The organism is Rhodococcus sp. IEGM 27 (assembly GCF_033142305.1).
Classification (GTDB): Bacteria; Actinomycetota; Actinomycetes; order Mycobacteriales; family Mycobacteriaceae; genus Rhodococcus_F; species Rhodococcus_F oxybenzonivorans.
Map to the genome: position 1 here is coordinate 754,990 of NZ_JAWLSG010000001.1, position 24,755 is coordinate 779,744.

At 67.8% G+C, this 24,755-nt stretch carries 23 protein-coding genes; 11 read left to right on the forward strand and 12 right to left on the reverse strand.

Annotated features, from left to right (window positions below; genetic code table 11):
- Positions 1-28: 28 nt before the first annotated feature.
- The 4 genes from R4P95_RS03510 to pdxH all read right to left on the reverse strand — a co-directional run bounded on the left by R4P95_RS03510 (position 29) and on the right by pdxH (position 4,703).
- Positions 29-1,324 carry a citrate synthase gene (locus tag R4P95_RS03510; RefSeq protein ID WP_109327430.1) on the reverse strand — a complete coding sequence of 432 codons (1,296 nt, stop codon included), beginning with the start codon at positions 1,322-1,324 and terminating at the stop codon, positions 29-31.
- Between the two features lie 438 nt (positions 1,325-1,762).
- Positions 1,763-2,725: an aldose 1-epimerase family protein gene (locus R4P95_RS03515; RefSeq protein WP_317743598.1), complete on the reverse strand. Its 963-nt coding sequence runs from the start codon at positions 2,723-2,725 to the stop codon at positions 1,763-1,765.
- Between the two features lie 41 nt (positions 2,726-2,766).
- Positions 2,767-4,056 carry an MFS transporter gene (locus R4P95_RS03520; RefSeq protein WP_317743934.1) on the reverse strand — a complete coding sequence of 430 codons (1,290 nt, stop codon included), beginning with the start codon at positions 4,054-4,056 and terminating at the stop codon, positions 2,767-2,769.
- Entirely contained in the window at positions 4,053-4,703 is a 651-nt protein-coding gene (gene pdxH / locus R4P95_RS03525) for a pyridoxamine 5'-phosphate oxidase (protein WP_397517671.1), read from the reverse strand. Before pdxH ends, R4P95_RS03520 begins: the two co-directional genes overlap by 4 nt.
- A gap of 296 nt (positions 4,704-4,999) precedes the next feature.
- On the opposite strand from pdxH, the gene R4P95_RS03530 reads away from it, so the two are divergent.
- The gene (locus R4P95_RS03530) at positions 5,000-6,130 is read left to right on the forward strand and encodes a citrate synthase 2 (protein ID WP_317743600.1); all 1,131 of its coding nucleotides are present in this window, start codon (positions 5,000-5,002) and stop codon (positions 6,128-6,130) included.
- Between the two features lie 41 nt (positions 6,131-6,171).
- Positions 6,172-7,293, forward strand: coding sequence for a phosphoserine transaminase (gene serC / locus R4P95_RS03535; RefSeq protein WP_109327422.1), 1,122 nt, complete (start codon positions 6,172-6,174; stop codon positions 7,291-7,293).
- Positions 7,294-7,379: 86 nt separating this feature from the next.
- Here the strand turns inward: serC and R4P95_RS03540 are convergent, their stop codons facing one another.
- Positions 7,380-7,865 carry a nucleoside deaminase gene (locus R4P95_RS03540; RefSeq protein ID WP_213573362.1) on the reverse strand — a complete coding sequence of 162 codons (486 nt, stop codon included), beginning with the start codon at positions 7,863-7,865 and terminating at the stop codon, positions 7,380-7,382.
- A gap of 267 nt (positions 7,866-8,132) precedes the next feature.
- On the opposite strand from R4P95_RS03540, the gene sepH reads away from it, so the two are divergent.
- Positions 8,133-8,990: a septation protein SepH gene (gene sepH, locus R4P95_RS03545; protein WP_213573363.1), complete on the forward strand. Its 858-nt coding sequence runs from the start codon at positions 8,133-8,135 to the stop codon at positions 8,988-8,990.
- A gap of 72 nt (positions 8,991-9,062) precedes the next feature.
- Positions 9,063-9,866 carry a DUF6928 family protein gene (locus R4P95_RS03550; RefSeq protein WP_317743601.1) on the forward strand — a complete coding sequence of 268 codons (804 nt, stop codon included), beginning with the start codon at positions 9,063-9,065 and terminating at the stop codon, positions 9,864-9,866.
- Between the two features lie 4 nt (positions 9,867-9,870).
- Here R4P95_RS03550 and R4P95_RS03555 read toward each other — a convergent pair whose 3' ends face one another.
- Together R4P95_RS03555 and R4P95_RS03560 are read right to left on the reverse strand one after the other, a co-directional pair.
- A complete protein-coding gene (locus R4P95_RS03555; RefSeq protein WP_397517664.1) occupies positions 9,871-10,164 on the reverse strand; it encodes a DUF2537 domain-containing protein in 294 nt (97 codons plus the stop codon).
- Positions 10,161-10,967 carry a TrmH family RNA methyltransferase gene (locus tag R4P95_RS03560; protein WP_213573365.1) on the reverse strand — a complete coding sequence of 269 codons (807 nt, stop codon included), beginning with the start codon at positions 10,965-10,967 and terminating at the stop codon, positions 10,161-10,163. Before R4P95_RS03560 ends, R4P95_RS03555 begins: the two co-directional genes overlap by 4 nt.
- 70 nt (positions 10,968-11,037) lie before the next feature.
- On the opposite strand from R4P95_RS03560, the gene R4P95_RS03565 reads away from it, so the two are divergent.
- The 6 genes from R4P95_RS03565 (at position 11,038) to R4P95_RS03590 (ending at position 17,805) form a co-directional block, all read left to right on the forward strand.
- Positions 11,038-11,877, forward strand: a complete 840-nt coding sequence (locus tag R4P95_RS03565; protein WP_317743602.1) for an SDR family NAD(P)-dependent oxidoreductase — start codon at positions 11,038-11,040, stop codon at positions 11,875-11,877.
- A 60-nt stretch (positions 11,878-11,937) separates the two neighbouring features.
- Positions 11,938-12,831, forward strand: coding sequence for a MoxR family ATPase (locus R4P95_RS03570; RefSeq protein WP_317743603.1), 894 nt, complete (start codon positions 11,938-11,940; stop codon positions 12,829-12,831).
- A gap of 5 nt (positions 12,832-12,836) precedes the next feature.
- Positions 12,837-13,952: a vWA domain-containing protein gene (locus R4P95_RS03575; RefSeq protein ID WP_317743604.1), complete on the forward strand. Its 1,116-nt coding sequence runs from the start codon at positions 12,837-12,839 to the stop codon at positions 13,950-13,952.
- Between the two features lie 96 nt (positions 13,953-14,048).
- Entirely contained in the window at positions 14,049-14,582 is a 534-nt protein-coding gene (locus R4P95_RS03580; RefSeq protein WP_317743605.1) for a (2Fe-2S)-binding protein, read from the forward strand.
- Positions 14,579-16,954: a xanthine dehydrogenase family protein molybdopterin-binding subunit gene (locus tag R4P95_RS03585; RefSeq protein WP_317743606.1), complete on the forward strand. Its 2,376-nt coding sequence runs from the start codon at positions 14,579-14,581 to the stop codon at positions 16,952-16,954. The genes R4P95_RS03580 and R4P95_RS03585 overlap by 4 nt, the downstream gene beginning before the upstream one ends.
- Positions 16,951-17,805 (forward strand): xanthine dehydrogenase family protein subunit M, encoded by an 855-nt coding sequence (locus R4P95_RS03590; protein WP_317743608.1) that lies wholly within the window; start codon positions 16,951-16,953, stop codon positions 17,803-17,805. Before R4P95_RS03585 ends, R4P95_RS03590 begins: the two co-directional genes overlap by 4 nt.
- A gap of 16 nt (positions 17,806-17,821) precedes the next feature.
- Here the strand turns inward: R4P95_RS03590 and R4P95_RS03595 are convergent, their stop codons facing one another.
- The 3 genes from R4P95_RS03595 to R4P95_RS03605 form a co-directional block, all read right to left on the reverse strand.
- Entirely contained in the window at positions 17,822-19,153 is a 1,332-nt protein-coding gene (locus R4P95_RS03595; protein WP_317743936.1) for an MFS transporter, read from the reverse strand.
- 95 nt (positions 19,154-19,248) lie between these two features.
- Positions 19,249-19,680, reverse strand: coding sequence for a MarR family winged helix-turn-helix transcriptional regulator (locus R4P95_RS03600; protein WP_109327398.1), 432 nt, complete (start codon positions 19,678-19,680; stop codon positions 19,249-19,251).
- A 33-nt stretch (positions 19,681-19,713) separates the two neighbouring features.
- Positions 19,714-21,168, reverse strand: a complete 1,455-nt coding sequence (locus R4P95_RS03605) for an NCS2 family permease (RefSeq protein ID WP_213573372.1) — start codon at positions 21,166-21,168, stop codon at positions 19,714-19,716.
- 77 nt (positions 21,169-21,245) lie between these two features.
- Here R4P95_RS03605 and R4P95_RS03610 point away from each other — a divergent pair, with 77 nt between their 5' ends.
- Positions 21,246-21,494, forward strand: a complete 249-nt coding sequence (locus tag R4P95_RS03610; protein WP_213573373.1) for a DUF2530 domain-containing protein — start codon at positions 21,246-21,248, stop codon at positions 21,492-21,494.
- Here R4P95_RS03610 and R4P95_RS03615 read toward each other — a convergent pair.
- Entirely contained in the window at positions 21,491-22,030 is a 540-nt protein-coding gene (locus R4P95_RS03615) for a phosphatase PAP2 family protein (RefSeq protein ID WP_213573374.1), read from the reverse strand. The genes R4P95_RS03610 and R4P95_RS03615 overlap by 4 nt on opposite strands.
- On the reverse strand, positions 22,020-24,587 hold the full coding sequence (locus tag R4P95_RS03620; RefSeq protein ID WP_317743938.1) for an ATP-binding protein: 2,568 nt from the start codon (positions 24,585-24,587) through the stop codon (positions 22,020-22,022). The genes R4P95_RS03615 and R4P95_RS03620 overlap by 11 nt, the downstream gene beginning before the upstream one ends.
- Positions 24,588-24,755: the final 168 nt, after the last annotated feature.

Below are 24,755 nucleotides of genomic sequence, written 5' to 3' on the forward strand. Positions count from 1 at the left end.
GGGCTGTCTGTTCGGCACAGGTCGCAGATCAGCGGCTTGTGACGTCCTTGTAGTCGCGCTCGGTGTAGCCGGTGTAGATCTGGCGCGGACGGCCGATCTTCGTAGCGGGATCCTCGTGCATCTCCCGCCAGTGTGCAATCCACCCCGGCAACCGGCCCATGGCGAACAAGACGGTGAACATGCGCGTGGGGAAGCCCATGGCGCGGTAGATGAGGCCGGTGTAGAAGTCGACGTTGGGGTACAGCTTGCGCTCGACGAAGTAGTCGTCGGTGAGCGCCGCCTCTTCCAGTGCCATCGCGATGTCGAGCAGCTCGTCGTCGCCACCGAGTTTGTCGAGGATGGTGTGCGCGGTCTGCTTCACGATGGCCGCACGCGGATCGTAATTGCGGTAGACGCGGTGCCCGAAGCCCATGAGCTTCACGCCGTCTTCCTTGTTCTTGACCTTGCGGACGAAATCGCCTGCGTTGCTGCCGCTGGCCTTGATCTCGTCGAGCATCTCGAGGACCGCCTGGTTTGCGCCGCCGTGCAGCGGGCCCCAGAGTGCGTTGATGCCGCCGGAGATGGAGGTGAAGAGGTTCGCGTCCGACGATCCGACGAGGCGCACCGTCGACGTCGAGCAGTTCTGCTCGTGGTCGGCGTGCAGGATCAGCAGCATGTCGAGTGCCTTGGCGATCTCCGGGTCGATCTCGTACGGCTCCGCGGGGAAGCCGAACGTCATCCGAAGGAAGTTCTCGACAAGGTTCAGCGAGTTGTCCGGGTACAGGAACGGCTGTCCGACGGACTTCTTGTACGCATATGCCGCGATGGTGGGCAGCTTCGCCAGAAGGCGGATGGTCGACAGTTCGACCTGCTCGGGATCGGCCGGATCCAGGGAGTCCTGGTAGTAGGCCGAGAGCGCGTTCACAGCACTGGAGAGAACAGGCATCGGGTGCGCGTTGCGGGGGAACCCGTCGAAGAACCTCTTGAGGTCTTCGTGCAGCAGCGTGTGCCGGCGAATCCGGTCGGTGAACGACTCGAGCTGCGTTGCGGTCGGCAGCTCACCGTAGATCAGCAGGTAGCTGACCTCGATGAACGTCGACTTTCCGGCCAGCTGCTCGATCGGGTAACCGCGGTAGCGGAGAATCCCGTGCTCACCGTCGATATAGGTGATCGCGGAGCTGGTGGAGGCGGTATTGACGAAACCCGGGTCCAGGGTGGTGTACCCGGTGCTGGCCAGCAGCTTGCCCAGTTCGATACCGTCATTGCCCTCGGTTGCCCTGGCAATGGACATCGTGTGCTCACCACCAGGGTAGGTAAGCGTGGGCTTTGTGTCATTGTCAGGCACGAAGCATCCCTCTCAAGCTCAAACCAATGAGTAACAACTTCATTCAGGTAGAAACTAGTCCCACTCCAGCCCGCATGCTGCAGGAGGGTCCACGGAAAGGCCGCAACCCGCCCCCGCCGCCGAATGCGGCGAGACCGTGGTGGCGACGCGCGGAGTACCGCCACGAGGATGAGACATTTCGTGCGGTGCGAGCGGCCGAGACTAACGGCCGGTGGCCGCCCGAGTGAGAAGATGCGGCGTTACCTGCATCGATGGCGTCGACAATGCGCAAACGCACAATCACGCCAGGAAAGCGGTGAGGAGACCTGCCGTAGTAATACGGCCTTCCACCGGATCCGGTCACGGCAACAGAAGAACCCCCACGGAACTTATCGAGCGATGCACTGCCGGTGTTACACCGTCTCACTCTGTGGACGTATGTCGTCGCGGACCGGACCGTCAGGAACCCACTGCGGTCATGCCCCACCGGCCGGACCAATGCTGCCCGGGAGCGAGCACCAACTGGTCGATGCCGGAGTTGAACGAATCCGGTGGACAGGTCATCGGTTCGAGGGCCAGCGCCCGTCCGCGGCCCGGATAGGGCTTGCCGTCCGCCGGATCGGCGATGAAAGCCTGCAGCCAGCCGAACTCGCGGCTAGCCCACAACAGAGTTCCGGCGCCGTCCGGGGCACGCAGTTCGTGCCGGGACCTACCGTCCGGGTCGACGTCCAACGCGCTGAACGGCGTGTCGAGCGACACCCCGGAGAGGGGGCGTGGACTGGTGAAGTCGTAGTCGCTGCCGGCAACAGCCTGCGAACCACCGTTCGGCAACCGGCGGTCGTCGAGCGGCAACCGGGTGCCTGCGGACAGGCGGAGCGTGCAGTCGTCGAGCGGAACGTCGCCGACGCGGACGTACGAGTGCATTCCCAAGCCGAACGGCGCCGGAATCGCCCCGGTATTGGTGGCGGTGTGTGTGACCGTCAGACCCGAAGCGTCGAGAGCATATTCGACGGTCACCCGCAGCGGATACGGCCAGCCCTTGTGAAGTCCCACATCGATCGACATCTCCACACGGTTCTCGGCGCGGCTGACGACACGCCAGTCCCGGCGACGGACGAAGCCGTGACTGGCGTTGCCGAACTCCGTGTCCGTGATCTCGAGCTGGTGTTCGATACCGTCGAAGACGAAATGACCGTCACGGATCCGGTTGGGCCACGGGGCGAGGATCAACCCCGCGGACAGCGGCGGCCTGGACCCGAGTTCCCACGTTTCGGTCAGCGCCCGCGGACCGTCCGGGCCGTGCCATTCGAGGCGTCGCAGCCCAGCCCCCGTGACTGCGATCTCGGCCCGGTAGCCGCCTCCTCGGATCTCCACTCCGCCCGCTGTGGACCTCTTCGATTCCGACGACTGCGGTTCACCCATGCACCACAGTGTGCCCGAAATCTGTGACAGGGCACAGGAACCTAACGAGCGACCTTGTATCGCACCAGCGCCGGGAATGCCACTGCGGCGATTACCACACCGACGACGACGAGGACGCCGCCACCGGCCGCGGCGACGCTCGTTCCGACTGCAGCGGCGGCAGCGCCGTGCAGGACGTCACCGATGCGGGGTCCGCCGGCGACGACGACGATGAACACACCCTGCAACCGTCCGCGCATCTCGTCGGTGGCCACCTGCTGGAGCATCGTGCTGCGGAACGCCGCGGACACCATGTCGACGGCACCACCGAAAGCGAGGAAGGCGAGAGCCGCCCACAACAGGACCGGACTCGAGCCCGGGGACGCAACCCCCACCACGAGACCGAAGCCCAGCATCGCCAACCCCCACAGCACGATGCACACGATCACGGCGAGTCCCTGTCGGCGCACCCGCGGCAACCAGCCGGAGAACACACCACCGGCAACCGCCCCCACGGACATCGCCGCGAACAGCAGACCGAGAGCGACACCGCCGCCTGCAGGGTCACCGAAGGTGTCGTGGGCGATCTGCGGGAACAGCGCCCGGGGCATCCCGAAGACCATGGCAATGATGTCGACCACGAACGACGCGAGCAGCACCTTCTGGGTGGCCAGGTAGGCGAAGCCGTCGAACACTTCCCGGAATCCCGCGCGCCGCGACTCCCCCACCGGTGGGATGGCGGGCAGCCGGAGTACGGCCCACAGGGTGGCCAGCAGTGCTATCGAATCGACGAGATACAGCGTCGACAGGCCGACGGCAGGAATCATGACCCCGGCGAGCAGGGGTCCGGCAATCGCGCCGAACTGCATCACCGTCATGTTCAGCGAGTTGGCCGCCGCCAGCTGCCCCATCGGTATCAGCCGCGGGATGATCGCGCTGCGGGTGGGCTGATTGACGGCGAAGAACGCCTGTTGCAAAGCAAGGAGTCCCAGCACCAGCCACACGTTGTTCAGGCCGAGCGCCGCCTGTACCCAGAAGAGGACAGAGGTCAGTCCGAGTCCCACCGTGGTGATCGTCAGCAAGATGCGCCGATCCATCACGTCGGCGAGGGCGCCGCCCCACAAGCCGAAGACTATCAGCGGTACCAGGGCGAACGCTCCCGTGAGGCCCACGTACGCGGAGCTGCGCGTGATCTCGTAGACCTGCTGGGGAACCGCGACCACGCTGAGCTGTCCCCCGATGACGGTGACGATCCCGGCAGTCCACAGGCGCCGGTAGTCCTTGTTCTCGAGTGGGGTCGTATCTGCGAGGAACCTTCGGGGCCGACGATCCCGGGTCACCTGTCCGGTCATGGCTGCAGCCGTTCGACGGTCCACCGGTCTCCGTGCCTCGAAGTCCGGATTCGGTTGTGCATCCGGTTGGCCCGGCCCTGCCAGAATTCGACCACCTCGGGGCGGATGAGGATCCCACCCCAGTTGGGTCGCACCGGGATGTCGACGTCGACGCCGAAGCGTTCGGCGACGTGCAAGAGCGCTGCATCGAGTTCGGCCCGCGAGCCGATCGGCCGGGATTGCTCCGACGCCCACGCACCGAGCCGCGACCCCCGCGGCCTGCTGTGCCAGTACTCGTCGGTGACCTCGGCGCTGACCCGTTCGGCGGGACCGCGAACGGTGATCTGCTTGGCGATCGGCACCCAGGTGAAGGTCACCGACGCGTACGGAACGGCGGCGAGTTGCCTCCCCTTGTCCGACTCGTAGTTGGTGAAGAACAGCACTCCGGCCGTGCTCAGGCCCTTGCAGAGAACGGTGCGCGTGCAGGGATGGCCGTGTTCGTCGACGGTGCCCAGCGTCATCGCATTGGGCTCGGGAATTCCCGCCTCCACGGCGTCCTCGAGCCAGCGACGCATCAACGGCAGCCAGCCGTCATTCAGCTGCTCGGCGTCCAGATCGGACTCTTCGGACCGTCCGGCGATGCCCTGATGTCCGTAACCGACGCGCATCGTCGCGAGGTCGGGGTTCGCCGGACCCGGCTGTTCTGCATCTGATGACACAGCGGAGAACGCTACTCCCGGGTATGCACTGACTGCCCTTCCGGTGACACCGGCTAAAGTTTTGGGGACCGAACCCGCCTTTGCTGAACCGTCGCCTCCACCGCGCGACACCAGGAGGGCGGGAGGCCGATTGCGCGGACGAACGAGTGCCTGCCCATCCCGCACGCACGATCAGCGCAGTTGTCGAAACGCCGAGGCAGTGCCGCTCTGACCGGGGGCACTCGAACGAGGAGAGTCCACGAGCTATGTCAGCGAGCGCGGCAATACCGGAGGATTTCGTCAGCGGACTGGAGGGCGTGGTCGCCTTCACCAGCGACATCGCTGAACCCGACAAGGACGGCGGCGCCCTGCGCTACCGCGGCGTCGACATCGAAGACCTCGTCTCCAAGCACGTCACCTTCGGCAACGTCTGGGCACTACTCGTCGACGGACGCTTCGGCCCCGGCCTCCCCCCGGCCGAACCCTTCCCCCTGCCCGTGCACACCGGCGACGTCCGCGTCGACGTCCAGGCCGGCCTCGCGATGCTCGCCCCCATCTGGGGATACCAGCCCCTACTCGACATCGACGACGACACCGCCCGCGAACAACTCGCCCGCGCCTCCGTGATGGCCCTGTCCTACGTCGCCCAGTCCGCCCGCGGCATCTACCAGCCCGCCGTCCCGCAGAAACGGATCGACGAGGCCAAGACCGTCACCGAACGATTCATGGTCCGCTGGAAGGGCGAACCCGACCCCGCCCACGTCGAAGCGATCGACGCCTACTGGGTCTCCGCCGCCGAACACGGCATGAACGCCTCCACCTTCACCGCCCGCGTCATCGCCTCCACCGGCGCCGACGTCGCCGCCTCCCTCTCCGGCGCGATCGGCGCGATGTCCGGCCCGCTGCACGGCGGCGCCCCCGCCCGCGTCCTGCCGATGATCGAGGACACCGAGAAGTCCGGCGACGCCCGCGCCCTGGTCAAGGGCATCCTCGACCGCAAAGACAAGCTGATGGGCTTCGGTCACCGCGTCTACCGCGCCGAAGACCCCCGCGCCCGCGTGCTGCGCGCCACCGCCAAACGCCTGAACGCCCCCCGCTACGAAGCGGCCGCCGCCCTCGAACAGGCCGCCCTCGCCGAACTCCGCGAGCGCCGCCCCGACCGGGCCATCGAAACCAACGTCGAGTTTTGGGCCGCGGTCATCCTCGACTTCGCCGAGGTTCCCGCGCACATGATGCCCGCGATGTTCACCTGCGGCCGCACCGCCGGCTGGTGCGCCCACATCCTCGAGCAGAAACGCCTCGGCAAGCTCGTCCGCCCCGCCGCCATCTACACCGGCCCCGCACCCCGCACCCCCGAGTCCGTCGAGGGCTGGGACCAGATCGCCCACACCAGCTGAACACCCTCACCGGAAATATCAGTAAGGAACAGAAAGTAGCGATGACCTCCACACCGATCATCCCCGCAGACCTCCTGCCCGCCGACGGACGTTTCGGCTGCGGACCCTCCAAGGTTCGCCCCGAACAGCTTCAGTCGCTGGTGGAGGTGGGCTCCTCGGTGTTCGGCACCAGCCACCGACAGAAGCCCGTCAAGGACGTCGTCGCCAGCGTGCGCTCCGGGCTCGCCGACCTGTTCTCCCTGCCCGAGGGATACGAGGTGGTTCTCGGCAACGGCGGCACCACCGCGTTCTGGGATGCCGCGGCGTTCGGCCTCATCCGGGAGAAGTCGCTGCACCTGACGAACGGCGAGTTCAGCTCCAAGTTCGCGTCGGTCGCGAAGAACAACCCGTTCATCGGTGATCCGATCGTCGTGTCGGCCGAGCCGGGCAGCGCCCCCGAGCCGGTGTCCGACCCCTCAGTCGACCTCATCGGCTGGGCACACAACGAAACGTCCACCGGTGTCGCGATCCCCGTGTCCCGTCCCGCCGGGTCGGAGAACGCCCTCATCGCCATCGACGCCACCTCCGGTGCCGGCGGACTGCCGGTCGATGTCTCCGATGCCGACGTCTACTACTTCGCGCCGCAGAAGAACTTCGCGGCCGACGGTGGTTTGTGGATCGCGCTGATGAGCCCGAAGGCCCTCGAACGGGTGGCGGAGATCAAGGACTCGGGTCGCTGGACCCCCGACTTCCTCTCGCTGCCCATCGCCGTGGACAACAGCTCGAAGGATCAGACGTACAACACGCCGGCCGTGGCGACGCTCCTGCTGCTTGCCAACCAGATCGAGTGGCTGAACAAGCAGGGCGGTCTCGACTGGGCCACCTCGCGCACCGCGGATTCGTCCTCGCGCCTGTACCAGTGGGCCGAGGCGACCGAGTACACCACCCCGTTCGTCAGCGATCCCGCGCACCGCTCGCAGGTGGTCGGCACCATCGACTTCGACGACAAGATCGACGCGGCTCAGGTGGCGAAGATCCTGCGCGCCAACGGTGTGGTCGACACCGAGCCCTACCGCAAGCTCGGCCGTAACCAGCTTCGCGTCGGCATGTTCCCGGCCGTCGACCCCGAGGACGTCACGCAGCTCACCAAGTGCGTCGACTGGGTCGTCTCTCAGCTCGGCTAGTGAACTGAATCGACGTCAGCCCCCGGCATGTGCTGCCGGGGGCTGACGTCGTTTTCAGGCGGTGTCGTTTTCAGGCGGTGTCGGTTTCAGTCGGTGGCGAGGAACCGGTGGAACGGAGCCAGAGCCTCGTCTCCGAGGTGAGGGCCGCTGACCTCGATCTCGACGTCGGCGGAGTCCACTACGTCGGAGCAGCGCAAACCGAACCGCGGCCCGTCCGGGAGGATTCGGCCGAAGTCGTCGGACGACGCGGCGAAGACGACCCGTCTGATCCCTGCCCAGACCATGGCGGCGCTGCACATCGGGCAAGGCTCACCGCTGGCGTACATGGTGGCGCCGACGAGCTGCTCTGTCCGCCCCTCGGCGCAGGCCGTGGTGATCGCGTCGAGTTCGGCGTGCTCGGTGACGTCGCCGGACGTGGCGACGGAATTGGCGCCCTCACTGATGACGTGTCCATCGGAGCCGACGGCCACCGCACCGAAGGGTCTGTTGCCCGCGTCTCCGGTCTCATCGGCCAGTTCGATTGTGCGCCGCAGATGGGCGAGGTCGGTGTCGTCGACATCGGTATGGCTCATCGTCGGGGATCCACTTCTGTTCCGACTTCCCGGTTCCCGGGCTCTGCCGATCAGTATGCGCGCCACGACCACGTCCTGGGAGCCGATCCCGACGGAGTGATGGAGGGTGTAGCGGATGAATTGCGACTCCGAAACGTCGAAGCGTAACGCGGACATGATCCTCTGTGCCGCGACTACGGCCGCGCGTGTCCTCCCGCATCGGCTGTCACGAATGAATTACAGTTGGCGCGGTACATCGTCGCGAGCCGGCGCGATAAGGAGGTCAACGTGCGAGAGCTTCGAGTGATCGGTCTCGAGCCAGATGGTTCGCACGTCGTGTGCGCTGATGCTGCTACCGGCGAGAAATTCCGGCTTCCCGCCGATGACAAGCTCCGCGCAGCATCCCGTGGGGACATCGCTCGACTCGGCCAGATTGAGATCGAAATGGACAGTCAGCTCAGACCCCGTGAGATCCAGGCCCGCATTCGCGCCGGTGCTTCTGTAGAGCAGGTGGCCGACGAGGCCGGTATTCCGCTGTCGAAGGTGGAACGCTTCGCCTACCCGGTTCTACTCGAACGCTCCCGTGCCGCCGAGATGGCGCAGGGTGGACATCCGGTCCGCGACAACGGCCCTGCCGTTCCGACGCTGGCCGAGATCGTCACCCAGGCTTTCCGGGCGCGCGGACACAACATCGACGACGCCACGTGGGACGCCTGGCGTGACGAGGACAACCACTGGGTCGCCCAACTGCAGTGGCAGGCGGGCCGCACCACCAACGCCGCGCACTGGCGGTACCAGCCGGATGCCCACGGCGGCACCATCGTCGCACTCGACGACACCGCGTTCGACCTGATCGATCCCGACTTCGGCCGTCCACTGCGCGGATTGGCTCCCGTGGCGTCCGACGAGCCCGAGCAACTCGAATTCGTCGACTACCCGGCGGAGTCCACATCGCCTGCGGCGGAGCCGGAGCGCATCGTCGAAGCCGAAACCGACGTGCCCGAGCCGGTCGACGAAGACACCGAGCCCGAGCCCACCGCACCGAAGGTCGCTCCGCACCAGACCTCCAACAGGGACAAGCGCGGGAAGCCGTCGCTTCCGTCGTGGGACGACGTTTTGCTCGGCGTTCGCAGCAGCGGACGCTGATTACCGGCGCGGTGAACAGGCCGGGAACACGGTCGTGGTCGTACTCTTTCAGGTAAGCACCGAAAGAGAGGGATGACCGTGGGGGCGAAGGTATCAACGATCTGGTACGTCGACGCCCCCGATCCGGTCACCGTCCTACGTGGACACCCACAATCCGATCCTGATGCCGCCCAGGCACTCGCCAGCCGGCTCTACCCCGATCTGGTGGCCACGCGGACCGGTTCGGCGTCGCTGTCCGAGGCGGCCGCCGTCGATGAGGACGGCACCGTGTATATCGGTTGCTACCCCGGTGTCACCGTCGTGTGCAGTGCCGATCTGGCGATTCCCCGCCCGTCGACACTGCCCGAAAGCCGGTTGCCGGTCTCGGCATTCGAGCGAATCTACTATGTGGCGTCCAAGCCCGACCTCGCGTGGGGTTCGTTCGCAATGTGGGAGAACGGCAAAGTGGCCCGATCCTTCAGTGCGACACCGGTGCACATCCATGAAGACCTCGGCCTACCCCTGGTATGGGAAAGGCCTTACTGGGCAGGCGAGTTCCCGCTGCGCTATCCGCCGGGGGTTCTTCCCGATCCGCAGTCGCTGCCGTTCCACCCACAACAGTTCGCCGAAGGCGCCAACCGGAACTGGCTGGGATTCCGGTACACCGGACCCCGAGAGGACTCCGAGCTCGACCCGAAGTCCCTCCCGGTGCTCGCCTTCACCGTGCATCGCCCGGGCGAAGGGCCCGCCGCGGACGTGGAGGAGCCGGAAACGCCGGAGCCGGAACCGGTATCAGCACCGGCGCTGGAACCGGCGCCGGAACCGGCCCCCGTTGCCGTCGAACCACCCTCCGCCACCCGCAGGCCCGGACGCCTGCGCAGGTATTTCGGTTTCTGAACGGTCAGCCGGCGCCCGCGAGAGCCGCGATCCATCCCACGAAAACTCCTACGCCCATTCCGTATACCGCCCACCGCCACACCGGCGTCCGGCGGAACCGCCACGCTGTCGGGGCGACACCCGCCACCACCACCAGCTCCAGGAAGACCGCGAGCACCGCGTTGATGCGGGCCAATTGGGTGCCGAAGGCGATGACCGCGGTCGCCACGACGACCGCCGTGAATCCGGTGACGAGTAGCCCGGTGAACCACGGGACCCCGGCGCCGGACACCTGCCGTGGTGCAGGTGGCACCGTCACCGACCCGTCCGGACGCGTTCGTAGAACGCCATCGCGGCGGCGGTGGCCACGTTCAGCGAATCCGTCCCCGGGGCCATCGGGATGCGGGCACGGACGTCGGTGGCACGCATGGCATGTTCGGTGAGGCCTGGGCCTTCCGCGCCGAGCAGGACGGCGACCTTCTCCCCTGTCATGGCCTCGGCCAAGGTGATCGCTTCGGGGTTCGGCGTCAGCGAGATCAATTGGAACCCGCGCTCGCGCAACACGTCGAGGTCGCGGGGCCAGGCCGAGACGTGTGCGAACGGAACGCGCAGAACGTGGCCCATGGACACTCGCACCGCCCGGCGGTAGAGCGGGTCCGCACAACCCTTGCCGAAGACGACGGCGTCCACTCCCAGCCCGGCAGCGTTGCGGAACATGGAACCGAGGTTCTCGTGATCGTTCACTCCCTCGAGGACAGCGACCGTTCGCGCGTTGTCGAGCACCTCCGGTAAGTCGAGCGGCACCGGCCGACGTGCCGCGGCCAGTACGCCGCGATTGAGATGGAATCCCACGACCTCGGCCATGACATCCGCCGTCGTTCGGTAGAACGGGACGTCCACCTCGGCCAGGTCGTCCGCGAGTTCCCCGAGCCGGCGATCGACGCCCAGAAGCGCAATCGGGTCGAAACGAGAGGCAAGCAGGCGCTGAGCCACCAGCACGCCTTCCGCAATCACCAGGCCCTTACCTTCGGGAAGATCCGGGCGGCGATCCGAGGAGTTGAGATCGCGGAAGTTGTCCAGCCGCGAATCGGCCGGATCTGCTATGTCGATGACGGAAACCACTGGTCCATCGTGCCGTATGTGCGGAGTCACCCCGTTGACTCCCCACCACCGAACGCGAAAGCTCGAAGGGATGAAGCAATTGCGTGGACGCACAGCTCTGGTGACGGGTGCCTCCGGCGGCCTCGGCCGCGTCATCGCACGGGCGCTGGCGCGTGAAGGCGTCACCGTCGCGGTGTCCGGCCGGCGCGAGGATCGACTCGCGGAAGTCGTCGGTGAACTGCGTGCTCTCGGTGTGCGCGCCGAGGCCGTGCCCGGGGACCTGAACCGACTGGAACAGCTCGATTCGCTCATCGAACGCACCGAGGCCACAGTCGGTCCCCTCGACCTGCTGGTGAACAACGCCGGTGTGGAGAACGTCTCGGCCTTCACCCGACTCGACCCCGGCGAGCTCACCGCAATGGTCGACGTCAATCTCACCGCACCACTGCTTCTCACACGCCGAGTGGTTCCCGGGATGCTCGACCGCGGTTGGGGACACGTGGTGTTCATCTCGTCGCTGGCAGCCAAGATCGGTCCGGCGTACTGCGCGCCGTACGCCACGACGAAGGCGGGCCTGATCGGTCTCACCCAGTCGCTGCGGGCGGAGTACGCGGGCTCGCCCGTCGGCTTTTCCGTCGTGTGCCCCGGCTTCATCGCCGGCGACGGCATGTACCAGCGCATGACGGAACGCGGCATCAGGGCCGGCCGGATCACGGGCGAGACCACCACCGACAAGGTCGCCGCCGCCGTGATCCGGGCAATCCAGCGTGACCGGCCCGAGATCGTCGAGAGCGGAGCCCCGATCCGCCCGCTGCTCGCTCTGGGGCAGATCGCGCCGGGACTGGTCGAACGGGTGGCCGCGCGGTTCGGCGCCACCGCGATGTTCCGGCGGTTGAGCGAGGACCGCGGCAGGGTGGAGCCGGACGCTTGACGGCAGCAAGCTCCTCCGAGTCGCGTATCCGGGGGCGGGCACTCACCTAGGCTCGCGTGGGTGAGGGATTCCACACCGACGGTCGGTTCGCCTGGGGAACTGGCGCGGGCGCTCGACGCCACGGGCTACCTTGCCGACGACGGCATCGCGATGGCCGCGTTCCTCGCCATACGTATGGGACGACCGCTGTTCTGCGAGGGTGAACCCGGCACCGGCAAGACGTCGCTCGCGACCGCGTTGTCGGAGGCGTTCGACCTGCCGCTGATCCGCCTGCAGTGCCATGAGGGCATCGACGCCGCGCAGGCGCTCTACGACTGGGACTTCCCGCGGCAGCTGCTGCACCTGCGGACGCTCGAGGCGGCGAGCAACGGCCTGCTCGAGGCCGACACCGTCGAACGCTCGCTGTACACCGAGCGGTTCCTGCTGGCCCGCCCCTTGCTGCGGGCGCTCACCGAAGCCCCCTGTGTGCTGCTCGTCGACGAGATCGACCGCGCCGACGACGAGTTCGAGGCGTTCCTGCTGCAGGTATTGGACGAGAACGCGGTCACCATCCCAGAACTCGGCGAGGTGCGGGCGGCGACACCGCCGCTGGTGGTGCTCACCTCCAACCGCACCCGCGAAGTGCACGACGCCCTCAAACGCCGCTGCCTGTACCACTGGCTCGAGCACCCCGACCTGGCCCGGGAGGTCGCGATCCTGCGACGCCGCATCCCCGGCATCGGCCCCGCCCTCGCCACGCAGGTCGCCCACGCCGTCCACTCCCTGCGGGAGATGGAACTCCTCAAGCCGCCGGGGGTGGCCGAGGCGCTGGACTGGGCACGCGCGTTGCGCGAACTCGACCGGGACGTGCTGGACGCGGAGACAGCCGCCGCGACGCTCGGTGCCGTCCTCAAGTACCGCGAGGACCTCGAACGGGTCGCCCGTGCCGGACTGGACCGGCTACTGGCCGGGTGAGAAGCATGCCCGCAGCACAGGGCGCCGGCGATCCTCTGGTGGGGTTGGCCGGGTTCGCCCACGCCCTCGCAGCCGCGGGACTGCCGGTCGCGTCGGACGCCGTCGCCGCCTTCACCCGGGCACTCCGCGAGGTGGAAGTAGGCAATCCCGAACAGGTGTACTGGTCAGGTCGCGCGACACTGTGCCGCGGTCCCGACGACATCCCCCGGTATGACTCGGCGTTCGCAGCCTGGTTCGGCGGTACCGTTCCCGTCCGTGTGCCGCCGTCCGGGGAACTGCCTCGCCGGGCGCGAACCGCCGCCCTGACCACGACGGACGGCGGCGACACCGGTGGCGACGCGCCGCAACTGCGGGTCGCCGCGGACGACACCGAGGTATTGCGCCACCGCGACATCGCCGACCTCACCGCGGCCGAACGCGCGCACCTCGCCGAGTTGATCGCCGCCCTGCGCCCGCGGCCCCCGACCCGCCCGGCCATCCGGATGCGCCCGGCCCGCCGTGGGACGGTGGACCCGCGGCGCACCGTACGGGGCATGCTCGCGGCGGGCGGCGAACCGGTGCGGCCGAGCCTCCACCGCAAAGCCACCCGGCCACGCCGGATGGTGCTGCTCATCGACGTATCCGGATCGATGAGCCCGTACGCCGACGCACTGCTGCGTTTCGCGCACGTCGTCGCCCGCGGCAACCCGGGCGGCACCGAGGTGTTCTCGCTGGGCACCCGGCTGACCCGGTTGTCCCGGGCGCTGCGGGTCCGCGACCCGGAAGTGGCGCTCGCCGCGGCAGGCAGGGCCGTGCCCGACTGGGCGGGCGGCACCCGTCTCGGTGAGACGCTGCGCGCGTTCCTGGACCGCTGGGGCAGGCGAGGCGTGGCCCGCGGCGCCGTCGTAGTGATTTTCTCCGACGGCTGGGAGCGCGGTGACCCCACGCTGCTCGCGGAGCAGATGGCACAGTTGCGCCGACTCGCCCGCACCGTGCTGTGGGTGAATCCGCACGCAGGCGCGGACGGTTACGAGCCGGTGCAGTCGGGGATCGCGGCCGCGCTGCCGTACGTCGATCGTCTGCTCGCCGGCCACAGTCTCGCGACACTGCAGGAACTGCTCGAGGTCGCGCGCCGAACGTGACCGATACGGAACGGGTTCCACGATTTCGGGTGTTGTTCGCGCTTCATCGGCGCAGAGTAGGACGTATCACCTGAGGCTCCCGGCTTTGGAGGCGCGATGCGCATCACTGTCACCGTCGACGGAACGGCATATACGGACGAGGTGGAACCACGACTACTCCTCGTCCACTACCTACGGGACCGGCTCGGCAAGGTCGGCACCGTCATCGGCTGCGACACCGGCAACTGCGGGGCGTGCACCGTTCACCTGAACGGTCACAGCGTCAAGTCCTGCTCGGTGCTCGCCGTGCAGGCCGACGGCGCCGACGTCCTCACCATCGAGGGACTGTCCCGGAACGGCACCCTCCACCCCGTGCAGCAGGCGTTCCGCGACAACCACGCCCTGCAGTGCGGCTACTGCACGCCCGGCATGATCATGCAGACCCTCGACCTACTCGCCGAGGAACCCGACCCGGACGAGCGGACCGTGCGGCTGGGGTTGGAAGGCAACCTGTGCCGCTGCACCGGATACCAGAACATCGTCAGTGCGGTGCAGGATGCGGCGCAGCGGTTGCGCGGCGGCAGCACCACCGAAACACCGACGACGGCGGATGCACCGGAGACCGACACCGCACAGGGAGGTGTGCGATGACCGCCACCGCCGAACCGGAAATCGGGAAGGCCCGCAAACGCAAGGAGGACGAGCATCTGGTCACGGGCCGTACCCGCTGGACCGACAACCTCGTGCTACCGGGTATGCAGCACCTGGCGATCCTGCGCAGCCCGTTCGCGCACGCCCACATCACCGGTGTCGACGCCACCGCCGCCCGCGAGATGCCCGGTGTCGTGGCGGTCCTGACCGGCGCCGACCTCGCCGCCGAGCAGGGCAGCTTGCCGTGTGCCTGGCCGATCACACCGGACATGAAGTCGCCGCCCGCCCCGTCCCTCGCGGTCGACAGGGTGAACTTCGCCGGCGAGGCCGTCGCGGTTGTGGTGGCGCGCAGCGCGTACGAGGCGCACGACGCACTCGAAGCGATCGACGTCGAGTACGACGAACTGCCGGTCGTGCTCGATCTCGCGGCCGCGTCCGCCGACGGCGCCGAACTCGTGCACCCGGATCTCGAGACGAACGTCAGCGCCACCTGGACCTTCGACTCTGCGGAGGCAGGCACGGGCGGCGACGTCGAGCAGGCCATCCGCGACGCCGAGGTACTCGTCGAGCGCACATTCCGGCAGCAGCGGCTGATCCCGGCGTTCATGGAACCCCGCTCGGTGGTGGTCGACCCGACCGGCGCTCAGATCACCATGTGGTCGGCCACACAGATCCCCCACATCCTGCGGCTGATGCTGGCGATGACGCTCGACATACCGGAACATAAACTGCGCGTCGTCGCCCCGGATGTCGGCGGCGGTTTCGGCGGCAAACTTCAGGTGACGCCGGAAGAAGTCATCGCGCTGCTCGTCGCGCGGCGACTCGGCAAGCCCGTCAAGTACACCGAGTCGCGTAGCGAATCGATGGTCGCGGCGCATCACGGGCGCGACCAGATCCAGAAATTGACACTGGCCGCCCGCCGCGACGGCACCGTCACCGGAATGAAGGTGGAACTGCTCGCCGACATGGGCGCGTACCTGCGCCTGGTCACCTCGGGGGTGCCGATCTTGGGCGCGTTCATGTTCAACGGCATCTACAAGTTCCCGGCGTATCACTTCACGTGCACCAACGTGTTCACCAACAAGGTGCCCACCGACGCCTATCGCGGCGCGGGGCGGCCGGAGGCGACGTTCGCGATCGAGCGGATGATGGACGAGCTCGCGACCGAGTTGTCGATGGATCCGCTGGAACTGCGGGCGAAGAACTGGATCACCCACGAGGAGTTCCCGTTCGACACCGTCGCGGGCCTGACCTACGACTCCGGCAACTACGAGGCCGCCACCGAGCGCGCGCGGGAGTTGTTCGACTACGACGGGCTCCGGCGCGAACAGGCGGAGCGCCGCGAGCGGAAGGACCCGGTGCAACTCGGCATCGGGGTGTCGACGTTCACCGAGATGTGCGGTCTGGCGCCGTCGCGCACCCTCGGCGCCCTGGCCTACGGGGCCGGCGGGTGGGAACACGCGGCGATCCGAATGCTGCCCACCGGCAAGGTCGAGGTGGTCACCGGTTCGTCGGCGCACGGCCAGGGACACGAGACCGCGTGGAGCCAGGTGGTCGCGGATCAGCTCGGGGTTCCGTTCGAGGACGTCGAGGTGCTGCACGGCGACACCCAGACGTCGCCACGTGGCATGGACACGTACGGTTCACGGTCGCTGGCCGTCGGGGCGATCGCGGTGGTGAAGGCCGCCGAGAAGGTGATCGCGAAGGCCCGGCCCATCGCGGCGCACCTGATGGAGTGCGCCGAGGACGATCTCGAATTCACCGAGGGCCGATTCCGGGTGAAGGGCACCGAGAAGGCGGTCGGCATCGCCGACGTCGCGCTCGCCGTGTTCGCCGCGCACGATCTGCCCGACGGGGTGGAGCCGAACCTGGACTCCGAGGCCACGTACGACCCGGAGAACTTCTCGTTCCCGCACGGCACGCATCTGTGCGCGGTGGAGGTGGACACCGAGACCGGGAAGGTCGGCATCCGGTCCTATGTGTGCGTCGACGACATCGGGCACGTGGTCAACCCGCTGATCGTCGAGGGTCAGGTGCACGGCGGACTTGTCCAAGGCATCGCGCAGGCCCTGTACGAGGAGGCGGTGTACGACGAGTCCGGCACTCTGCTGTCGGGTTCCTTCGCCGAATACCACGTGCCGTCCGCGGCGGATCTGCCGAAGTTCACCACGGGCCGCACCGAGACTCCAGCCACCGGTAATCCGCTCGGCGTCAAAGGGGTCGGTGAGGCGGGAACGATCGCATCCACCCCGGCCGTCGTCAATGCAGTCCTCGACGCCGTCCGCCAGTTCGGGGTGCGTGACATCGCGATGCCCTGTACACCGATGCGGGTATGGAACGCCATCCGGTCCGCTCAGGGAGGTGCCCGATGATTCCGTCGACCTTCGACTACGTAGCCCCGACCACGGTCGAAGAGGCGGTGGCCGCACTCGCCGACGCCGGGGACGACGCCAAGATACTCGCGGGCGGCCAGAGCCTGCTGCCGGTGCTGCGGCTGCGCTTGTCCTCGCCGAGCGCTCTCGTCGATCTCGGCCGGATCGTCGAGTTGCGCGGTGTGCGCGAGGACGGCGACAGCATCGTGATCGGCGCGATGACCACGTACTACGACATGATTCGAGACCCGCTCGTCCAGGAGCACGCGCTGCTGCTCGTCGAAGCGACCCGCACGGTCGCCGATCCGCAGATCCGGCACCGCGGCACGCTGGGTGGCGCTCTGGCACATGCCGATCCGGCGGGTGACCTGTGCGCACCGGCACTGGCACTCGACGCCACCCTGACCGCGGTCGGTACCGCGGGCAGGCGAAGCATTCCGGTCGCCGACTTCTTCGAGGGCTACTACACGACGGCACTGCACCCGGACGAAATACTTGCGGATGTGCGGATCCCTAAGCACACCGGCTGGGAGGCGCGGTACGAGAAGTTCAACACCGTCGCGGAGGCGTGGTCGATCGTGGCGGTGGCCGCGACGATTCAGGTCGACGGCGGCACCATCCTCCAGGCCCGGGTAGCGCTGACCAACATGGGCTCCGTGCCGGTGCGCGCTCGCGGCGTCGAGGACGCGCTCGTCGGCAATGCCGCCGATCCGGAGTTGATCCGGGCGGCCGCCGAGCACGCGGCCGAGGGCACCGACCCGGTCACCGACGGTAACGCCGACGCCGACTACCGCAGCCACCTCGCGAGAGTGCTGACCCGGCGGGCCGTGGCGACGGCGGTCGGCGTCTGAACGGTCGCGGCAGCCGTCAGGGCCGCGAGTCGCGGCCGGCTTCCACCGCCTGCTCGGTGGCGTCGCACACCACGACCGGGTGCGGGTCGACGACGTTATGCAGCTCGAACACCGGAAGGTAGCGGCCCGCATCCGGTCTGCGCACCTTCAGTCGCACCTTCGCGTGCCGCATCAGGTACAGGGCAGCGCCGAGGCCGCTGACCAATGAGATGACACCGCCGATCACGAGGGGTGCACGCGGGTCGAGGACGTCGGCGAGCCAGCCCAGAACGGGACTGCCCAGCGGAGTGCCACCGAGGAAGCAGAGCATGTAGATACCCATCACCCGGCCCCGCATCTCCGACGGCACCGACATCTGGAGAATGTTCATCGCCGCCGTGGTGAACGTGAGGGTGAGCGCCCCGGTGGGCACCAGCATGACGGCCACGAGAAGGTAGGTGGGCATGAGTCCGACGAGAATCTCGAATGCGCCGAACGCTGCCGCGGCACCGAGGAACGTACGCAATCGCGGCGGTGTCCGGCGCTTCGCGGCGATCGTGGCGCCCGCGAGCGTGCCGACGGCCAGGGTGGTGGAGAGCAGCCCGTAGGCGTCCGCGCCTTGCCCGAAGGTGTTGCGGGCGAGCACAGCCAGGCTGAGGGCAAAGTTCAGCCCGAACGTCGACACCAGGAACACCGCGATCATGAGCACCCGCAGATCGGCGCGGCCCCACACATAACGAAAGCCCGCCCGCACCTGCCCTTTACCGCGTTCCGCGGGCGGCGCTGTGAACAGTTCCCGCGTATTCATCATCACCAGCGCGACCAGCACCCCGGTGAACGTGGCTGCGTTGAGGAGGAACACCCAGCCCGTGCCGATGAGGGTGATGAGCACCCCGGACACCGCCGGGCCGATGATGCGCGCGGTGTTGAAGGTCATCGAGTTGAGCGCGATGGCATTGGGAAGGAAATCCCTGCCGACCATTTCGATGGTGAACGATTGACGGACCGGTGCATCGATCGCCGACGCGCAACCCAGCACGAAGGCAATCAGGTACACGTGCCACAGCACGACCACCCCACCCACGTCAAGCAGGCCGAGCGCCAGGCCGCACAACGCCATCGCCACCTGAGTGGTGATCAGGATTCGCCGCTTGTCGTAGCGGTCGGCGAGCACGCCACCCCACACGGACAGGAACAGGGTCGGCCCGAACTGCAGTGCCATCACGATGCCCACCGCGAGGGCGTTGCCGTCCGACAGGGTCAGGACGAGCCAGTCCTGCGCCACCCGTTGCATCCACGTCCCGACGAGGGACACGATCTGCCCCGAGGCCCACAACCGGTAGTTGCGGGTATGCAGGGCGGCGAACATTCCGGTCTTCTGCCGGGCGGGTGAGGCGGCGTCAGGTTCGGGTGGCACCGTTCCATCTTGCTCCCGGCGGCCGAAGCACCTGCGCTCCGGTGCGGCTACTCGGAGTCGGCGACAATGGCCGTGATGATGCCGACCGCGTCGCGGAGCGTTTTCAACTGGTCCTCGTCGAGTCCGGACAGCCGCTCGTTCATCCAGGCTTCACGGGCGTGCGTCTCGTCGGCGATCAACGCGTGACCGGCATCGGAGAGTGTGACGATGATCTGGCGGCCGTCGGTGGGATGCGCTGCGCGCTCGACCAGTCCCAGATCGACGAGCGAGGCGATGACCCGGGTCATCGACGGCGGCTGTACCTTCTCACGGGCGGCGAGATTGCCCGGCGTCATGGCTCCGTCACGCGCAAGGGTGGCCAGCGCAGACAGCTGGGTGAGCGACACCTGGGCGTCGACGCGACGCCCACGCAGATGACGCGTGAGGCGCACGACGGCCAAAGAGAGGTCGCTGGCGAGTGCGCGCGTATCCGTGGTCACGGGAATGACAATACGGGACCGATGGGCCGTCGTTTACGTTACTGCGTCGGTGATCGGGTCCACTGCGAAGTACGCCACGAACAGCAGTGCCACCACCCACATCAACGGGTGAATCTTCTTGACACCGCCACTCGCAGCGTTCAGGACCACCCAGGATATGAAGCCGACACCGATGCCGTTGGCGATCGAGTAGGTGAACGGCATCACGACGATGGTGAGGAACGCGGGCAACGCGATCGAGAACTTCGAGAAGTCGATGTCGCGAACCTGGCCGATCATCATGGCGCCCACCACAACCAGGGCTGGGGCGGCCGCCTCGATCGGCACCACCGAGTACAGCGGGGTGAGGAACATCGCGGCCAGGAAGAGCAGTCCCGTCACGACATTCGCCAGGCCGGTGCGCGCGCCCTCGGCGATGCCGGATGCGGACTCCACGAAGACCGTGTTGGACGAAGCGGATGCGCCACCACCGACGATAGCGCCGGTTCCCTCCACGACGAGCGCCCGCCCGATGTTGGGCAGGTTGCCCTCCTGGTCGGTGAGACCGGCTTCCTTGCCGAGGCCGGTCATGGTGCCCATGGCGTCGAAGAAGTTGGCGAGCACGAGAGTGAACACGAGAAGGCTCGCGGCCAGCACGCCGATGCGGACGAAGGCGCCGAAGAGGCTGACGTCGCCGACGAGGCTCAGGTCTGGGAGTTCTGCGACGACATCGGGAGCCGCGGGCACACTGAGGTTCCAACCGTTCGGGTTCACTCCGAGCGACGGGCCCACTCCGGCGACCGCCTCGATGATCGCCGCCAGCACGGTGGTGACGACGATGCCGATCAGCAATCCACCGCGCACCTTGCGGACTACCAGAACGCCCATCAGCAGGACACCGAACACGAAGGTCACTGTGGGCCAGGAAGAAATAGATCCGTTGATGCCGAGTCCCACTGGGACCGTCGTTCCGGCAGCGTCGGGAATGCGTCGCACGAATCCGGCGTCCACGAGGCCGATGAACGCGATGAACATTCCGATGCCGGCGGCGATCGCGGATTTCAGTTCGGGCGGAATGGCGTTGAACACCGCGGTCCGGAAACCGGTGAGCGCCAGGACGACGATGATGATTCCGTCGATCACCACCAGGCCCATCGCCTCCGGCCAGGTGACCTGCGGCGCGATGGTGACGGCGAGGAGACTGTTGATACCGAGGCCCGCCGCGATCGCGAAGGGATAGTTGGCCACGATGCCGAAGACGATGCTCATCAGCCCGGCCACGAGGGCGGTGACCGCCGCCACTTGGTTGACGGGGAGGATGTTGCCGAGGACGTCCGTCTTGGCGACGGCGTCGTCCGCGGAGAAACTGCCGAGAATCAACGGGTTGAGGACCACGATGTACGCCATCGCGACGAAGCTGACCACACCGCCGCGGATTTCCGTGCCCACCGTCGAACCACGTTCGGTGATCTTGAAGTAGTTGTCGAGCAGTGTCGGAGCTGCACCCATGTTCTCAATCCCCATCGCCAGAAGTCGCGCGTCGCTACTGGAGATTAGGGCACGATGACGAGGGTAGCGTTCTTTCGGTGAACGAGACCGAAGACCGACAGCCCCTCACGCGGCGCCTCGCCGACCCGCGACCTGCACTGATCCTGGGCACGCTTGCGTGGGTTGTGGCGATGGTCGTGGTGATCGTCACGGGCGACCGGTGGGCGGATGCGCTGCCGACGTGTATCGCGGGCGTCGTCGTCGGATTCCTCGGCTACGGATTGTTCGCGCTGCAGCGGCGGGCGGCGAGGCGCGGCAGTCGGGGGGCACAGCAGGGTCTGCTCTAGGTGCGGGTGCGGGCGGGTGAGCGGGTCAGCAGGATCCAGAAGGCCGCCCACAGTGCCCCGAAGACCCAGCCGGCGAGGACGTCGGTGATCCAGTGCGCCGCGAGGTAGACCCGCGACAGCCCGACCATCAGCGTGTAGAGCCCGAGCAGGGTCAGCGCTGCCGCGCGGACACGAGGAAGCACGACGAGGCGAACGACCAGGGTGCCGACGACACAGGCCAGGATGGCGGTCATCATGGCGTGGCCGGACGGGAACGAGTAGGTCGAGATGTTCACCAGCCGTTCGGGGAGCGGTGGTCGGTCGCGCCGGAACAGTTGTTTCAGGCCGCTCATCACCGCCCAGCCGGACAGCATCGCGCCGCCGACGAGCAGGGCGTCCCGTCGGCGGTCCTGCCGCAGCAGAGTGATGGTGAGTACGACCGAGATGATCCACGCGGCTACGGTTCCCCCGCTGTTCGTGATCGCCGTGACGACGTCGACCAGCCACACCGGCCGGTCCTCGATCACCCCGTTCAGGACACTGCTGTCAACGAGCATCGGGCACACCCCAGGTGGCTGCCGCCCAGGACTCGGAGACGTGTGTGGTGCCGTCTTCGTCCACCCACCACGGAACGGTCACTTCGGCATCGAGGGCACCGGTGAGCGATACGGTGAGCTGCGGATGAACCACGACCTTGCCGTGGGGCAGGGGCCGGCCGATGCTGACGTGGGCGAGCACTGCCGTCGGTTCGAGCTCCCACGACACCGGGCGGCCGGTGCTGGTCACGACGCTCCGCACCGCCGCGGAGGCTGTGGCGACATCGAGCAGGTCGGCCAGTGCCTCACCGGTGTCGAGGGCCCCCGCGACCAGACGGTCGTGCGGGACTGCGGCGGACAACCACGGCTTGTCGAGCACCAGCGCCGCGCCGGCGTCGATCACCGCGCCGGTGACGGCGCGCACATGGTCCGGCAGGTGTAGTTCGTCGAGGTCGAGGACCCCCGCAGCAGCGGCCGCGCCCAGCAGGGTGTGCGTGCGCACGATCACCGCCGGGGAAGGTTGCCGTCGGGAGTCGGCGAGACGATCGAGGAGGAGCTGCGCCAGTTCGGGAGAATCGACGGCGGGTGAGGCGAGCGCCGCGGCGAACACGCCCGATTCCGGATGATCGACGGCGTCCAGTAGCCCGGTGAACGTGTCATCGCCCGGTTCGCGGAGCAATCCCAGGACCTGGCCGTCCAGTTCGGCGTTGTGCCGAAGCCACCACGCCGTGTAGCCGCCGCGGTCCGCGAGCAGTGGGCGGGTCGACGGATCCGTCGCGAGCATGGTCAGAGCCGTCGCCCAGCGATCCTCGTCCACGAGGTCGAGGTCACGGACGGCGTCGATCGTCTCGGGATCGTCTTCGAGTGTGTCCCACCAGCGGTTCTCGTCGTCGAGGTCGTGATCGGGCCCGGTGGGCAGTTCTGCGCGCAGCACGGTGAAGCCCCAGCCCACACCGACGGCACGCAATGCAGTCTCGCCCACCCGCTCGGCGAAATCCGGGTCCACCGACGCGAACGGCGAGTCGTCCACCAGAACCGCCGCGAGAGGTGCACCGGGTAGGAGCAATTCGTCGGCGCCGCGCAACTCGCCGTCGATGTCGGGCAGAAGGAGTTCGCCCACCCACGACGGCAGGGCACCGGGCTCGGCGTGTGCGGCGAGCGCGAGCACCACCGTGGACAATTCCTCGGCCGCCGCCACGTCGTCGTGATCGAGGTCCTCGATCTCGGCCCGCAGTGCCGGGTCGGACAGCAGGTCGACGGCGGTCGCGGTCTTGGCGCCGAGCCTCGACAGCAGCGGGTGCGCCGCCTCGGGGTGGACCAGCCGCGTCCAGTCGACACCGAGAACGTCTCCGATGTCGTGGCCCAGCAATACCGTTCGCGGTCCGGTCACCGTGCGCCCGTCCGACAGCGGCACGGGAATGGAGGCCAGTTCCTCGGCCGCGAGTGCGTCGATGGCCAAAGGTTCGAGCGCGGCGTACAGGCGAGCCCACCACGTCGGCTCGCGGTCGATCCCGCTGATCAGTTCGGCGATGCGGGCGAGTCCGATCCTGTGGGTGTCGACGGCGGCCAGAGCGGGGGCCCAGCGCGGTCCGGACAGTTCCGGTACCACCAGGCCGTCCACGATGTCGGCGAGGAGTTCGGCGAGTTCGTCACTGAGTCCGGGTACGACCGATGCCCGGTTGGGCGCCCTGTCCTTCCCACCGACTGTGGGAAGCCACGGTTTCTCCCGCAGTTCGGTGAGCAGCCGTTCCCGCAGAGCCGAATCGACCTCGCTGCGAGCGAAACCCGGCAAGGGGACCAGCGCCGGTCGTTGTTTCGGGGGCAATGCCGCCACGAAGTCGGCGTAACCGACCGTTACCTCGGCAAGCGATGCGCCGGGCAGCACGCGGCGGCGATCGGGCTGCATCGCAATGTCCGCTATCAACATTGCCGGGATCGACAGTTCCTCGTCCGAGCGAGTGGGGGCGCGCAGAACGTCGTCGGCAGAGGGGCGCACGACGCCGTCGACCACGCGGACCAGCCACCGGGCCCGCACGGACTCGAATTGCCACCAGTGGTCGTCGCCGATGGCGATGTCGGTCAGCCCGGATGCCAGTGGGCGCTCCCGTCTTCGAAACTCCCTGCCCGCCACGGTAATCGAGTCCAGGGCAGGAAGCTCGAGCAGCAGGTCCGGCGCCTCGCGGGCCATGTGGGCCAGCAACGCGGTCGCGTCGACGGTGTCGCGCAGGGTCAAGACGACCTCGGACGTCGCCCCCGCGACGGGACGGTGGGCGGTGGGCCACGCGAGGCGCAGCGCCGGAACATCGGCACCCGGATCGGCGCCGTCGAACTCCGCGAGCGCAGATCGCGTGCGCCGCGAAGAGAAAACGACCGAACCGGACGACGAGCGCAACTCCACCTCGTCACTCACCGACAACACCGCGGTGAAACCAACCCCGTAACGGCCGACCGTGCCCGCCGACTTGTTCGACGCGCGGAGGGCGACGAGAGCCTGCACCCCGGACTCGTCCAGCGGCGCACCCGTATTGGCGACGCTCAGCACGCGTCCGTCGAGACGCACCCAGAGCTCACCGGGCACGCCCGCGCGCGCTGCCGCGTCGGCGGCGTTCTGAGCCAGCTCGGTCAGCAACCGGTCGCGGTAACCGGCATGGACGAGATCGGACTCCGCGGCGGCGTCTTCCCTCAACCGGGTGGGTGAGGTGCGCCACGCGTGCAGCGTCGAGTCCCGAAGGGCACCCGTGCCGAA

Coding starts and splice junctions, on each gene's coding strand:
- R4P95_RS03515 (WP_317743598.1), bottom strand. CDS start 2,725: ATGGGTGAACCGCAGTCGTCGGAATCGAAGAGGTCCACAGCGGGCGGA.
- R4P95_RS03520 (WP_317743934.1), bottom strand. CDS start 4,056: ATGACCGGACAGGTGACCCGGGATCGTCGGCCCCGAAGGTTCCTCGCA.
- pdxH (WP_397517671.1), bottom strand. CDS start 4,703: ATGCGCGTCGGTTACGGACATCAGGGCATCGCCGGACGGTCCGAAGAG.
- R4P95_RS03530 (WP_317743600.1), top strand. CDS start 5,000: ATGTCAGCGAGCGCGGCAATACCGGAGGATTTCGTCAGCGGACTGGAG.
- serC (WP_109327422.1), top strand. CDS start 6,172: ATGACCTCCACACCGATCATCCCCGCAGACCTCCTGCCCGCCGACGGA.
- R4P95_RS03540 (WP_213573362.1), bottom strand. CDS start 7,865: ATGAGCCATACCGATGTCGACGACACCGACCTCGCCCATCTGCGGCGC.
- R4P95_RS03550 (WP_317743601.1), top strand. CDS start 9,063: ATGACCGTGGGGGCGAAGGTATCAACGATCTGGTACGTCGACGCCCCC.
- R4P95_RS03565 (WP_317743602.1), top strand. CDS start 11,038: ATGAAGCAATTGCGTGGACGCACAGCTCTGGTGACGGGTGCCTCCGGC.
- R4P95_RS03575 (WP_317743604.1), top strand. CDS start 12,837: ATGCCCGCAGCACAGGGCGCCGGCGATCCTCTGGTGGGGTTGGCCGGG.
- R4P95_RS03580 (WP_317743605.1), top strand. CDS start 14,049: ATGCGCATCACTGTCACCGTCGACGGAACGGCATATACGGACGAGGTG.
- R4P95_RS03585 (WP_317743606.1), top strand. CDS start 14,579: ATGACCGCCACCGCCGAACCGGAAATCGGGAAGGCCCGCAAACGCAAG.
- R4P95_RS03590 (WP_317743608.1), top strand. CDS start 16,951: ATGATTCCGTCGACCTTCGACTACGTAGCCCCGACCACGGTCGAAGAG.
- R4P95_RS03595 (WP_317743936.1), bottom strand. CDS start 19,153: ATGTTCGCCGCCCTGCATACCCGCAACTACCGGTTGTGGGCCTCGGGG.
- R4P95_RS03605 (WP_213573372.1), bottom strand. CDS start 21,168: ATGGGTGCAGCTCCGACACTGCTCGACAACTACTTCAAGATCACCGAA.
- R4P95_RS03615 (WP_213573374.1), bottom strand. CDS start 22,030: ATGCTCGTTGACAGCAGTGTCCTGAACGGGGTGATCGAGGACCGGCCG.